This window comes from Micromonospora palomenae (genome assembly GCF_007829925.1).
Classification (GTDB): domain Bacteria; phylum Actinomycetota; class Actinomycetes; order Mycobacteriales; family Micromonosporaceae; genus Micromonospora; species Micromonospora purpureochromogenes.
On sequence record NZ_VIXA01000001.1, the window covers coordinates 185,686 to 198,137 of the forward strand.

Sequence of the window (12,452 nt, forward strand, 5' to 3'; positions counted from 1 at the left end):
TGAACGGCCTTGAACTGCACTCAACGGGACCGAACGGAGCCCAACGGCATAGGCCCGAGCTGGGGCCTGTCCGGCTCGCTGTCCGCCACCGGCTTGCCCAGCTGGGTCACCCAGTCGACGAACTCCGCGTCCTGACTCGGCAGCGGCTCGCCGTCCGCCGGGGTGCCCGCGCCGTTCCCGTCGGCCCGGGACTTGTTGCGCCGGAACAGGCCCAGCCGGCCGCTGGCCCGCCCGCTGGCCCGTCCCGCCTCGACGACGGATGCCGGGGCGGCCGGCGCGGCGTCGGTCGTGGGCGGGGGCCCGGCGCGCTGGGCGGTCGCGAGGGCGTCCCAGTTCGCGGCCCGGTTCAGGTCGGGCAGGGGCGGCCGGTGCCGAGGCGGGAGCGCCGGTTCGGGCCTCTCTTGCGTGCCGGCCGAGTGGGTCGCCTCGGCGCCCGGAGCGGGCTCGGTCGAGGGCGGCACCCGCCGCGCCGGAACGACCGGCCAGGTCGCCTGAATCCGCGTCCGGTCGGTCTTCGGCGGCTGGTACATCCGGCGGGTTCCCGGGGCGACGAGTGCCCCGTCGGGCGGCATGGCGGCGGGTTCGGTGTTGTCGGCCTCCGCCTCCGCCGTCCCGGAGCCGTCCCCGCCGGGTCCCGCGGGAAGGTGGGCCGCCGTCGCGGGGGCCGGTTCCGATGTCTCCGGGGTGTCGTCGAGGTCGGCCGGTGTGGCGAGGTCGGCGGGTACGGCGGTAACGGCCGGTGCGGCGGTCCGCGTCGCGGAGTCGGCCGGTACGGCGCTGGCGTCCCGGTCGCCAGCCGGCGCACCGAAGCCCAGCGGTTCGGCTGCGGTCGGGAGCTTCGCTGCGGTCGCGCTGGCGACCGGCCCCGTGCCGGCCAGGTCGACGGGCTCCGGCTCGTCGGTCGTACCACCAGCGGCCGGCGTCATGGCCTGCGGCACGGCGGGGCCGGCGGACAGCGGACCGAGGATGTCGGTCGGCTCGACGACCCGCGCTTCGGCGGTGCGCGGCAGGAGCGGCCAGCGGAACAACGCGGCGGCGGCCGAACCGAGCACACCGGCGGCGACGGCGAGCAGCGCGCCGTAGTACGGCGTGATCTGGTACCGGTCGACGGCGTCGCCGGGACCGGCGGTCAGGTAGGCGAACGCGACCAGCACCGTGCCGGCCGTGCCGGTCGCGCCGTTGACCAGCGGCGGATGCCCGCGCCAGCGGGCCAGCCCGCCGGTCGCCGCGCCGATGAGCAGGGCCACCGCCGGCAGAATCAGGAACGCCGGCCGGTGTGCCATGTCGGCGTCGAGCCCGGCCGGCTCCAGCACACCGAGCCGTACGGCGGGCAACGGCCCGGCGGTGGCGAGCGACGGGACGACCGAGACGAGCGCCAGCAGCCAGACCACGCCGCCCACCGCCGCCATGTTCCAGCCCAGCGGCGGCTTCACCACTACGGCGATCGCGGCACCCGCGCCGACCAGCGCGCCGAGGGTCGCGCAGATGCCGACGGCCCAGATCGGGTCCACAGAGAAGCGCTCGGCGGCCTGGGCCGGCCGGACCCAGAGCGGCGCGACGACGGTGGCGCCCAGCGCGGCGGCGGCGGCGACGGCCACCAATCTGCCCGTGCTCCCCAGCACCCCGTACCGGCGGGCCAGGCGTGCGGTGACGACGGTGCCGGCTACGGCGGCGTGTGCCGCGAACCAGCCCACCCAGACGAGCTGGGCAGGCCACTGGTTGACGGTGGCGCCGGTGGAGGCGCCGGTGAGCTGGACCATGCCGAAGCCGAACGCGATGCCGAGCTGACCGGCACCGGCGAGCACGCCCATCCCGAGCGCTGTGAGCAACAGGTTACGCCAAGTGCGAAAGACCATGTCCGGCACGTTACGCACCTGATGCGCCCGTTTCCACCGGAATGCCGGATTCCACGTCCGACCGCCGTGCCAGCGGTTATTTCAGTTCGACCAGGCGCGCGCGATGTACGTGGTGGCGCCCACATTGGTGAGCATGTGGACGGTTTTCGGGTCACGGTAGACGACGCCGCCGGTCGGCTCGTCGGCGTCGACGGTGCCGTCCACGGTCTGCACCACGTTCTTCGCGCCCCGGATCGCCACCACCAGCACGTCGCCGACCTGACGGCCGGCCTCGTCCCCAGCGCTGGCGCGGCGTCGCCGGCGGTCCCGAGCCACGGGTAGGGGCGGGGTCGCCGGCCGCACTCCGCCCCGTCCCGCCCGCCGCCGCTACGGCCTCAGCACGACCTTCACGCAGTCCTCCTGCTTGTTCTTGAAGGAACAGCGGCAGCACCGCGCCGCGGAGATCCCGCCGGACAGGGCCGGAGGTCGTGAGCCGGCTTTCATCCACGCCTCGCCACCAGCATCCCGGTCACTGGTCGAGCGCGGCGGCCAGGCGCCGCGCCTCGGTGACCAGCCGGCTCGACCCGCCGCGCGCGGCGACCTCGGCCAGCCCGGGCACGTCGATCCGGGCGCCGGCCGCGCCCGCCGTCTCCGCCGCCAGGGTCAACAGGTCCGGGGTGCCGCGCGGGGCCTTCGGCGCCGCGAGCAGCGCGGGCAACGCGGCGGCGAGCAGGCGCCAGGTGCTGAGCGGGGCACCGGCGGCTGCCGCGTCACGCAGCGGCTGCAGGGTGCGGGTCAGCGTGAGGTCACCGACGGCGGCGAGGGCGCCTAGGTGGGCCCCGACCGCGGGAGCGTCCAGGTCGCCGGCGGCGGCCAGCATCAGCAGGGCGTCAACGGCGGCGACCCGGTCGGACTCGTGCCGGGCACCCAGGCCGTACGCGAGGGCGAGGTCGACGGCGGGACCGCCGTCGCCGCCGCACTCGGCGAGCAGCGGCAGGATCGCGGCGCCGCCGGACAGGTCCTGGTCGGCGCCGCTGGCGATGTCGGGCAGCGCGTACGCCGCGACCAGTCCCCGGTAGCCGGGCAGCACGGCCGGCCAGAGCAGGGCCGCGCCGCCGACGTAGCTGTCCACGGATCCGGCCGGCACGGTGAGCAGGCCGAACGGGTCGTCGACGCCCTCCGGCGGGCTGACCAGCACGTGCGTCCGCTGCCGGGGCAGGTGCTCGTACCCCCAGTAGTAGCCCTGTCGGTGCTCGCTACGCGGCAGCGTGACCACCCGCTGGTCCGGGGTCGGCAGGCCGCCGGCACGCAGCCATCCGGCGAGCCGGTTACCGGCGGGCGTGCCGAGCGCCGCAGCCCTGGCCGCGAGGGGCTCGTCGACCCGTGCGGGCAGCCGCAGCAGGGCCTGCGTCAGGTCCATCTCCCACGCGCCGCGCTCGCCGAGCCGGGTCAGGCGCTCGTACAGCACCTCCGGGTCGATGGCGCCGTTTGCCGTGGTCGGGGCCGCGAGCAGACCGGGGTGCTGGGGCGGGCCGACGCGGTCACCGATCTCGGCCAGCCGGGCGCGCAGCAGCCGGTGCGGCGGGGGTACCCGTGGATCGAGGGACGGTCCGCCCGGCGTGCGGCGCCGCAACGCCGCCAGCATCGCGGCCCACCGTCCCCGCCGTACGCCCCCCTCGACCGGGTCGGCCGCCGCGTGCAGCACCCCGCCGAGGAGACCGCACAGGCAGCACGGATCCCACGGGTGCTCCTCCGCGCCGGCGCGGTGCCGCCGCAGCACCGGAAGCAGGGCGTCTTTCAGCCGGGCCCGGTCGCCACCGGCGAGCCGGACCACTGCGTCGAGGACCCGTTCCAGACCGGACGCCGTCGTGGGGCCGCCGAGCAGGGAGGCGGCCTCCTCCGCCAGCTCGTCCGGGTCGGTGATGGCCGGGGGCGCGGGCAGCGGGCCGGCCGGTGGCGGCAGGTCGTCGCCCACCGCACCGACCACGACCCGCGGGGCGACCACGTGCCCGTGCCGGGCGGCCAGCGTGCCGGCCCGGTCGCGGACGTCCGCCGCCGGGTGGTCGACCGCTGTCGCGATGACCTCGGCGATCTCGGTCGCCCGGTCGGGGTGCCGGCGGGCGAGCTGGTCCAGCCAGCCGAGCTGGGCGCGGACCACCGCCTTGTCGGGCCGGACGAGGACGGCCCGCGACGCGTCGAGCAGCCCCTCGACCTCCACGCCGTCAAGAGCCCGAAGCGTCTTCTGCGCCATCGACGCCACGGACCCGGGGGCGTCGGCGAGCAGGCGCAGGTAGTCTCCGCGATGCCGGTCGACCTCGCTGGCGGTGGGCTCCAGCAGGGCGTGCAGGGTGACGAACGCGCGCAACGCGGCCGGCCGGTCGCCGCGCAACAGCCGGCTCACGCAGCCGTCGAGCAGCATCGTCCGGTCCAGGCGGCCCTCGCCGGCCAGTCGCGCCAGCGCGCGCGGCAGGGCGAGCTTCTCGTCGGTCATGAACTCGTCGAAGGACATCCGCGTCCCGGCGCCGTCCACCTCGAACAGGCGCGGCACCAGGGCGTCGAGGAACACGTCCGCCCGGAGCCGGTCCACCAGCGGGACCGGTCGCTGCCACTCCGGCGGCCACGCCATCAGGGCGAGCCACCCCTCCACGAACTGGTCACCGGTGGGTGTCGCCGCCTTCTCGGCGGTGAGCAGCTCGGCGACGAATCCCCAGCCGTCCATCGGGTCGTCCCGGCGGAGCCGGTCCGCCAGCCGGTATGCCAGCTCGGCCAGCCAGGGCACCCCGCGCGTCCGCGCGACCTGGACCACCAGCCCGGCGTCGGCGGCCCGCAGCGACACGTTCCGCCGGCCGAGCAGCTCGGCCGCCGTGGCGGCGGTGGGCAGGCACCCGACCGCGGCCACCGCCAGGGCCGTCGCCTCGTTGTTCCACCACCAGTTGTCGCGCCGTCGGCGCACGTGGGCCACCAGCCCGTCGGCGAACGACCGCCGCCCCTGGTCGTCGAGGCCGGTGACCGCGTCGACGGCCGCGCTGATGTCGCCCCGGACCAGGAACTCGAACGGATCGGTCACGCCCCGACCTCCACCGGAGCGCCCACCATCGTCGTGGCGAGCGCGTGCTTGCAGGGCCCGCGCTGACCGCGGTGCCGCGCCCACCAGGGGCAGGAGCAGGTGTACGAGCCGTCCGTCCGGCGGCGGACCCGGTAGACCTCGTCGCCATGGCGTACGGTCGCCGCCTCGCCGTCGAGCGTGACCGCACCCGCCTCGACCAGCGCCCGCGCCCCGACCAGCCGGGGATTGTCCCGCTCGGCCCGGCCGGCGTCGTACGGCAGCACCCGGTGGAAGTAGCCCGCCTCGGCCACGTCGAAGCCGACCCGGCCGGCGGTGCCCAGCTGGGCCAGCGCGGCCCGGACCCGGTCCGCCGAGATCCCCGCCGAGGCGGCCAGCGCGTGGACATCGATCGTCGGGTCCCAGGACAGCAGCGCGGCGACCAGCGCGGCGTCGTCGGTGACGTCGTCCGTGGCGAGCGCGGTCAGCGCGCCGCCCTCGCCGGAGAAACCCCGGTAGGGCTCCGGCGACAGGGTCAGCGACAGCCGCAGCGCGCCGGTGTCGAGCTCCCACACGCTCGGCAGCGGCGGCGACCCGGCCGCCGCCGGTGGCCCGTACACCCGCAGGGTCTTCGCGTACCGGAGCAGCCCACGCAGCGTGGCGAGCCGTCCGGCGCCGGCCAGGCACACCGCGCCGGGCACCGGGCGCGAGGTCAGCCGCAGCGAGCGCCCGGCCGGCACCACCCAGAGCACCGACCGGTCGTTGCCCGCGGGCAGCCGGCGCAGGAAGGCGGCCGCCTCCGCCGCCGGGATCTCCGCCCGCGGTTCCATGGCCGCAGCGATCAGATGGACCTCGGCGAACCCCCGCAGCCAACGCCCGGGCAGCGGCACCTTCTTCTCCACCACCGGACCGTCGAGGGTGGACACGGTCAGGTCGTCCGGCCCCACCGACAGGTGCAGCGGGTCGATGCCGCCCACCCGGGCCAGCGCCTCCCGCAGCGGCGCGTTCACGTCGACGTTGGTGGTGCCGTGCTCGACGATGTCGCCGTCGAACCCGGCCGGCACGACGTCCAGCCGCGCGTACACCCCGCAGCAGCCGGAGAACGACTCGAAGCGCATCCGGTCCCGGCTGCCGGTGACCACGGGATCGAGGCTCGCCGGGCTGACCGGCTGGTGATACCGGGTCCGGGCGACTTCGGCGACCGCCAGCAGCCCGGCGGCCGCCGCCTGCGGAGTCGTCAGGAAACCGGAGAAGAACCGCGGGTTGGTCGCGGGCCCGCCGCTGGTCTGCAGCGCCAGGTCACCCCGGTGCAGCGTGGACGGCTGGAGGTAGCGGTAAGTCTGAAGGGCGCTCACGGCTGCAGAACTTACGACCGACCCCCGACAATGCGGGCCCGCTTGACTGTTGGTGGACTGCCGTCAGGTGGGGATGAGGTCGAGCAGGTCGAGTTGGACCGCCTTGGCCTCCCGGTCGCGCACGACACCCCTTCCGGATTGCCGCGCAATTGGTCGACCAGCTCGTCGTCGACGTCGGAATCCTCGGCCGGGTTGATCCACGCCCGGCGGGCGACGGTGAGCGCCTTGTCGACCAGATCCCCGTCGTTGCCGCATTCGGCACACAGGACGGCCGGAGCGCCCTCCAAGTCGTGGCTTCCGGGTAGTGCGGCCAGCAGTAGGTGTGCAGTCCGAGGACGCCCCGCGGGTCGTTGTCGCCGTCGACGAAACCCCAGACCAGGCGGGGGCACTGCATGCACCGTCCTGCGAACCGCAGTGTCCGGTCTGCCCGGCACCAAGGGTCGTAGCGCAGGTGCACCGGCATGGTGCGGGCGGCGCCCAGGCTGGTCTGTGGCTGCTCGACGCGCACCGGCGTCTCGTCGCCGGTGTAGCGACGCATGAGCAGGTCGGCCGGTCGTCGCCGGCTGGCGGCTTGTCCAGCCACAGGACGCCGACGCCGACGCCGATGCCGGGGAAGGCCGCGGTGGCGAGCGGGCGGAAGCCGCCGTGGTCGCTGGCGAGCGCGCGGATCGCGTCGAACCGGGCGCCCTTGCGGCCGGTGAGTCCGGCTGGCAGGCCGGCTGCCGGCTTGCCGGATCTCAGGACCTGCGTGACAGATCAATCTCGATCACCACGCGGTCGTGGCGGTTACCGCGCGGCCGCGGCCCATCGACGCGTCACCCCCGGATGAGCTCCGTGTCCGCGCTTCCGGAACACTGCGTACCCCCCGGCCCCAGCTCCGGAGCGAAACCACCGCCCGGCAGGCAACCGCCGGCGGGGGTGCGGCGTGACTAGGGGTACGACCAGGCGGGGAGGGAGGGGACGCATGTCAGGCGAGGAGAGCTTTGACGCGTTCTACCGAGGTAGCAGGCAGCGGCTCTACGACTGCCTGTACGCCCTCACGGGCAACGCCGCCGAGGCGCAGGACGTGGTGCACGAGGCGTACGCCCGGGCCTGGCAACGGTGGTCGACGGTCGGCGAGTACGCCGATCCGGAGGCCTGGGTACGGACGGTCGCCCGCCGCGTCGCGGTGAGTCGCTGGCGGCGGGCCCGTTCGGCGCTGAATGCCTACCGTCGGGCCGGCCCGCCGCAGGACGTGCCCGGCCCCAACCCGGACAGCGTCGCGCTGGTCGGCGCGCTCGCCCAGTTGCCGCCCGCTCAGCGGACCGCACTGGTGCTGCACCACCTGGTCGGCCTGCCGGTGGCCGACGTGGCGCGGGAGACCGGCGTGCCCGAGGGCACCGTGAAGGCCCGCCTGTCCCGCGGCCGGCGAGCGCTCGCCAACCTGCTCGAGGTGACACCTTCGGAGGCGCACAATGTCTGACGGATTCGAGAGCACGTTCGCGCCGCTGCGGGGGCAGCAGCCGCCGGCGCCGTTCGCGTTCCCCGAGGCGGTCCGCCGTCGCGGACGGCAGCGCTCGCAGCGCCAGGCGGTCGTAGCCGGCCTGGCCGTCGTCGCCGTGGCGGGGGCGGGGGTCGGTTGGGCTGCGAACCTCGGGCCGGGCGACGGCTCGCCAACCCCCGGCGCCAGCCGGACGACCGTGGCGCCGAGTGGCACCGGGTCGCCGAGCGTGGCGCCGAGCCCGACGACCCCGGCAACGAGCGCTCCGCCGAGCCCGAACGGCAGCGGCAGGCCCGACCCCGGCACGGCGGACCTGAGCACCCTCATGCTCCGGCCAGCGGATCTCGGGCCGGGTGCGTGGCGGAAGCAGCTGCCCAGCGAGCCGTTCTCCGGCGACACGTGGCGCTGGGCCGACCTGTGCGCGGCCTACGGCAGCTCCGACTACCCGTCGCTGCGCCGGCAGGCGGACCTCGACTTCACCGGGTACGCCACCGGGTCGGCCGGGTACGTCTACGAACACCTGCACCGGTATGCGGGCGGGTGGGGCCCGCGGGCGCTCGACGACGTACGTCACGTGCTGGCGACCTGCGCCGGCACGGCGACACCGTCGACCGCGCCCGGAAGTCCGGCGCCCCGCAGGTTCACCGTCGTGGGCACCGGCTTCGCTGGGGACGAGGCGCTGCTCGTCCGCGAGGAGCAGTGGAACTACGAGGGTGAGACGCTTGCAGCCGATCCGATCGTGACGCTCGTCGCGGTGGTCCGGGTCGGCGACCTGGTCGGCACCGTGATGTTCTCGCCCGACCGGGACGAGCCGTACGCCCGGATGGTCGCCACGGCGGCGGCAGGCCGGCTCGCGGCGGGGTAGCCGACGGCGGACGCGCGTGGCGACAGCTCGGGGCGGGCGGGGTGCGCTGCGGCCGGCTGCCGGAGGTCGCGGCGGCCACCAGGACGGTCCAGGGAGTCCTTGTCCCGGTCGTACCGCTGGGCGGTGCGCGGGTCGGCGTGGCCCATGGCGCGCTGCCGGTCCTCGAGGTCGGCGCCCTTCTTCCGGGCGATGGTGTTCCAGGCCTGCCGGCAGGAGTGCGGGCTGATCTGCTTCCAGCCGGGCAGGCCGGCCGCCTTGGCCAGCCGGCGGATGAAGCTGGCCACCTCGTGGCGGCCGATCCGCTCGCCGGCGAAGTTTAGGAGAGCCCTTCACCATCCCGGAGATGATGACGGTCACCGGCAGGCTCATCCTCACCGGCGTCCGCCGACGGCTGCCCATCACCACCATCGTGGCCGCTGTCTTCGCCGCCCAGGCCGGCGCTGTCCTCGCGATACCGCTGCTCGCCGGCACCCGCACCGGCGCTGTCATCACCGTCGTCGGCTTCGGACTCGGCTTCGGCATCACCAGCCTCGCCACCCCCGCCCTGCTCGCCGACCGCTACGGCACCACCGCCTACGCCACCATCGCCGGAGGACTCGCCGCCCCCGTCACCATCGCCAAAGCCACCGCGCCCCTCGCGGCCGCGATTCTCCTGCACACCGCCGGCGGTTACATACCGCTGCTCACCGCCGTCGCCATCTGCTGCGCACTCGCCACCGTCGGCATGACCACCCGAGCGAAGATCCCTGCGCCACAACCCTTCACTGCTGAAATCTGAGGCCAAATCTGTGACCACCTCGGGGTAGGCCGACCCGGCCTTCACAGCCGGCGCTGCGCATCAGGGCCTACCAGTGACCCCCGCAGGGCATGCACAAGTCTTGAACCGGCTCCGAAAGCAGCCTGGCAGCCTGCGCCCAAACGCGTGGCGCTGGATCGCCTGCGCCAATCTCGCCGCGTTTTCATCCGACGTTTTTGGCGTCGTCCTCGAGCACGTCGATCAGCCGCTGCTTCACCGCGTGGCGACGGGTGATGTGCTGACGGGGGCGGGTCTGTCAAACGAACGGTGTAACTCGGGTTGTTGACGACTACTTTCGGCCTGCGGACAGGCGTCCTTCGAAGGCGATGTCGAAGGCGTTGAGGGCGGGTTTCCAGCGCATGGTCCACCGCCGGCGGCCCTGCCCGGTGGGGTCGAGGCTCATCACTGCGAGGTAGACACATTTCAGCGCGGCGGACGCGGGCGTTGGCTGGCCCTGACCGCACCGCTCCGGCCGGCGGCCGCCGTCTCTCGGGCTGCGCTGCCGGCGCGGCCCTGGAGCCGTCACTGGGGCGGGGACGAGGCGGCGTCACCGTCTTGCTTGCGCCAACTCCCGCCGCCGTCGGCGGCCAGGAGGCGCTGAATCATGGCGAGAGCTTCGGGTTCGGTGTCGAACTCCCACCGCAATACCCGACCCGTCTCCGCGTCGCCGGCGCGGGCGATGACCTTCCACCGGACCTCGCGGGTCAGCCACACGTTCCGGCGGCCCAGCCGTCCCCAGATGCCGTTCCACCAGCGCCCCGCCACTTCCCGCACCACCGCCTCGTGCAAGCGTTCGATTGGCGCTGTCTGGCCAGCGAGGGCGGTGTGGCGGCTGGCGCCGCCTTCCGCACCCACCAGCACTTCACGCTCAAGCAGACCCACTGCGGTCGCCACCACCTCGACGACTTCGGAGTCTGCCGACCGACGGCTGGGAACCCTGCACCGGCGCCGGCCTTCGGCAGTGCCGCTCAGCGGGCCTTCCTCGTCGCCCGCTTGCGCGGCGGCGTCAACAGGTCGGCGATCGCCGCGATCGCGGACGGCACCAGGCGGTAGTACGCCCAGACGCCCCGCTTCTCGCGCTCGAGCAGGCCGGCCTCGGTGAGGATCCGAAGGTGATGACTCACGGTCGGCTGGGAGAGACCAAGCGGCGCGGTGAGGTCACTGACGGACGCCTCGCCCTCCGGAGCGGACTGGATCAGACTGAGCAGTCGCAGCCGGGCCGGGTCGGCGAATGCCTTCAGCACTCCCGCGAGCCGCTCGGCATCGGCACGCTTGATCGGCTCGCCAGCAAGAGGCGAGGTAACAGGCATAGCGGTTTTCGCAGCTCCCACGTCTCCATCGTTCCACCAACACCATCAATAGGCCGGTGGAACCAGGACCCGGTCATGGTCCGTTCGCGGGTAGGGAGCAGTGTTAACTCGTCCCGGCCGTGTCCGCCCCGTCGGGCGAGGGTCTGCGTCGGCCCAGCGTGTCGGGATCTTGGGCCGCTCGGGGTGATGATCGGCGGACGAAAGCTACGGCGGATCTTCGGCTACCCAACGCTGTCGTGACGCCCGCGCGGATGTTCGGATCTTCGGGACCGGGCGGGCCGCAGGGGGAAGCCTCAGCCACAGGTCCGTGCCCCGATCCGTGCCCGATGTAGCGGTCAACAGCGGCCAGCAGAGGCCCGGCCGGCATCGGCCCCGGCCGGCCACGCTGAACCTGGACCCTGAGGACCTCGCGGCTCCGCCCCGAACCCCGACCCTCAGAGATCAGCCGGGAGCGGATCACCTCGCCGGGCACCACAAGGGCTACCAGCCTTCCGGGGACGGGGCCAAGGTCGTTCGGACGTAGGGCGCTCCACTTTGTCCCCGTCCCCGGAAGCCTGGACGGTCTGGCAACTGCCCGACGAGGAGATCCACGTGCCACCCGGATTAGGCGGCGGCGCGTTCGGCGACTGGGCGGCGACGCACTGCGGGGTCGGTCAGTGACCGCGGGGGCAAGGGGGCGTTGGGGTTGTAGATGTTGGTCCCGGGCGGCACGATCTCGTCGATCCGGTCGAGTGTCGCATCGTCCAGGGTGAGTGAAGCGCCCTTGAGGAGGTCCTCCAGCTGCGGCATGGTCCGCGGCCCGATGATCGCCGAGGTGACGGCGGGGTGGGCCACGGTGAACGCTACGGCGAGCTGGGGAAGGGTGCAGCCGATGCTTTCCGCGAGTTCGACGAGCTGTTCGACGATGTCGAGCTTGGCGGCGGTCTCCGCGATCGTGGGGTCGAATTGCGCCGGCCGGATTGTGGGACGGCCGGTTGACAGGTCGACGGGCTGGTTCTTGCGGTACTTGCCGGTGAGGAACCCGAAGGCCAGTGGGCTCCAGACCAGGACTCCCATCCCGTAGCGCTGGCAGACGGGCAGGAGTGAGGCCTCGATCCCGCGGGCCAGGATCGAATACGGCGGCTGCTCTGTGCGGAAGCGTCCGAGGCCGCGCCGCTCGGAGACGTGATGCGCCTCGACGATCTCCTCGGCCGGGAACGTCGAGCAGCCGAAGGCGCGGATCTTTCCCTGCTGTACGAGGTCGCTGAGCACCGAGAGGGTCTCCTCGATGTCGGTCGCGGGGTCGGGGCGGTGAATCTGGTAGAGGTCGATCCAGTCGGTGTCCAGGCGCCTGAGGCTGTCCTCGACCGCCTTGAGGATCCAACGCCGCGAGTTGCCACCGCGGTTGCGACCCTCGCCCATTCTGAAATGCACCTTGGTGGCGAGTACGACATCGTCACGGCGCCCTCGCAATGCCTTTCCCACGATTTCCTCGGACTCCCCCTGTCCGTACATGTCGGCGGTGTCGACGAGGTTGATCCCCTGGTCGAGGGCCGCATGGATGATACGGACGCAATCGTCGTGGTCGGGGTTGCCGACAGCCTGGAACATCATGGTCCCGAGGCAGTGGACACTGACCTCGATACCGGTTCCGCCGAGGGTGCGATAGCGCATGGTGATGCTCCCTTACCAGTTCAACCGAGCACACAGAGCGACAGAAGCGTCGATCACGCGTGGCACCCTAGGATCTAGAGTCGGCTCTAGGTCAACCCGCTAACCTGACCGGTAT

9 protein-coding genes and 3 pseudogenes are annotated in these 12,452 nt (G+C 73.6%); 3 read left to right on the forward strand and 9 right to left on the reverse strand.

Going from position 1 to position 12,452, the window contains the following annotated elements; genetic code table 11:
- Nucleotides 1–20: 20 nt before the first annotated feature.
- From FHX75_RS00775 to FHX75_RS00790, 4 genes and pseudogenes are all read right to left on the reverse strand, one after another.
- Entirely contained in the window at nucleotides 21–1,856 is a 1,836-nt protein-coding gene (locus FHX75_RS00775) for a hypothetical protein (RefSeq protein WP_154936172.1), read from the reverse strand.
- A 76-nt stretch (nucleotides 1,857–1,932) separates the two neighbouring features.
- Nucleotides 1,933–2,102 (reverse strand): annotated as a pseudogene (locus tag FHX75_RS00780) (cupin); the annotation flags it as partial.
- Nucleotides 2,103–2,364: 262 nt separating this feature from the next.
- A complete protein-coding gene (locus tag FHX75_RS00785; protein ID WP_154936173.1) occupies nucleotides 2,365–4,902 on the reverse strand; it encodes a DUF6493 family protein in 2,538 nt (845 codons plus the stop codon).
- Nucleotides 4,899–6,233 (reverse strand): SWIM zinc finger family protein, encoded by a 1,335-nt coding sequence (locus FHX75_RS00790; protein WP_154936174.1) that lies wholly within the window; start codon nucleotides 6,231–6,233, stop codon nucleotides 4,899–4,901. Before FHX75_RS00790 ends, FHX75_RS00785 begins: the two co-directional genes overlap by 4 nt.
- A 964-nt stretch (nucleotides 6,234–7,197) precedes the next feature.
- Between FHX75_RS00790 and FHX75_RS00795 the strand changes: the two genes are divergently transcribed.
- The gene (locus tag FHX75_RS00795) at nucleotides 7,198–7,695 is read left to right on the forward strand and encodes a SigE family RNA polymerase sigma factor (RefSeq protein WP_154936175.1); all 498 of its coding nucleotides are present in this window, start codon (nucleotides 7,198–7,200) and stop codon (nucleotides 7,693–7,695) included.
- Entirely contained in the window at nucleotides 7,688–8,578 is an 891-nt protein-coding gene (locus FHX75_RS00800; protein ID WP_154936176.1) for a hypothetical protein, read from the forward strand. The genes FHX75_RS00795 and FHX75_RS00800 overlap by 8 nt, the downstream gene beginning before the upstream one ends.
- An 83-nt stretch (nucleotides 8,579–8,661) precedes the next feature.
- Here the strand turns inward: FHX75_RS00800 and FHX75_RS31890 are convergent.
- Nucleotides 8,662–8,883, reverse strand: a pseudogene (locus tag FHX75_RS31890) (tyrosine-type recombinase/integrase); the annotation flags it as partial.
- A gap of 41 nt (nucleotides 8,884–8,924) precedes the next feature.
- Between FHX75_RS31890 and FHX75_RS00810 the strand changes: the two are divergent.
- Nucleotides 8,925–9,356 carry a hypothetical protein gene (locus FHX75_RS00810; RefSeq protein WP_246157482.1) on the forward strand — a complete coding sequence of 144 codons (432 nt, stop codon included), beginning with the start codon at nucleotides 8,925–8,927 and terminating at the stop codon, nucleotides 9,354–9,356.
- 307 nt (nucleotides 9,357–9,663) lie between these two features.
- Here the strand turns inward: FHX75_RS00810 and FHX75_RS00815 are convergent.
- From FHX75_RS00815 to FHX75_RS00830, 4 genes and pseudogenes are all read right to left on the reverse strand, one after another.
- Nucleotides 9,664–9,882, reverse strand: a pseudogene (locus FHX75_RS00815) (hypothetical protein); the annotation flags it as partial.
- A 14-nt stretch (nucleotides 9,883–9,896) separates the two neighbouring features.
- Nucleotides 9,897–10,256, reverse strand: a complete 360-nt coding sequence (locus FHX75_RS00820; protein ID WP_246157483.1) for a hypothetical protein — start codon at nucleotides 10,254–10,256, stop codon at nucleotides 9,897–9,899.
- A gap of 86 nt (nucleotides 10,257–10,342) precedes the next feature.
- Nucleotides 10,343–10,684 carry an ArsR/SmtB family transcription factor gene (locus FHX75_RS00825; protein WP_154938646.1) on the reverse strand — a complete coding sequence of 114 codons (342 nt, stop codon included), beginning with the start codon at nucleotides 10,682–10,684 and terminating at the stop codon, nucleotides 10,343–10,345.
- A gap of 603 nt (nucleotides 10,685–11,287) precedes the next feature.
- Nucleotides 11,288–12,337, reverse strand: coding sequence for an aldo/keto reductase (locus FHX75_RS00830; RefSeq protein ID WP_154936177.1), 1,050 nt, complete (start codon nucleotides 12,335–12,337; stop codon nucleotides 11,288–11,290).
- Between the last annotated feature and the right edge of the window lie 115 nt (nucleotides 12,338–12,452).

Bases quoted from the DNA above. Each gene is read 5' to 3' on its own strand.
- FHX75_RS00795 (WP_154936175.1), top strand. From the start codon at position 7,198: ATGTCAGGCGAGGAGAGCTTTGACGCGTTCTACCGAGGTAGCAGGCAG.
- FHX75_RS00800 (WP_154936176.1), top strand. From the start codon at position 7,688: ATGTCTGACGGATTCGAGAGCACGTTCGCGCCGCTGCGGGGGCAGCAG.
- FHX75_RS00810 (WP_246157482.1), top strand. From the start codon at position 8,925: ATGACGGTCACCGGCAGGCTCATCCTCACCGGCGTCCGCCGACGGCTG.
- FHX75_RS00775 (WP_154936172.1), bottom strand. From the start codon at position 1,856: ATGGTCTTTCGCACTTGGCGTAACCTGTTGCTCACAGCGCTCGGGATG.
- FHX75_RS00830 (WP_154936177.1), bottom strand. From the start codon at position 12,337: ATGCGCTATCGCACCCTCGGCGGAACCGGTATCGAGGTCAGTGTCCAC.
- FHX75_RS00825 (WP_154938646.1), bottom strand. From the start codon at position 10,684: ATGCCTGTTACCTCGCCTCTTGCTGGCGAGCCGATCAAGCGTGCCGAT.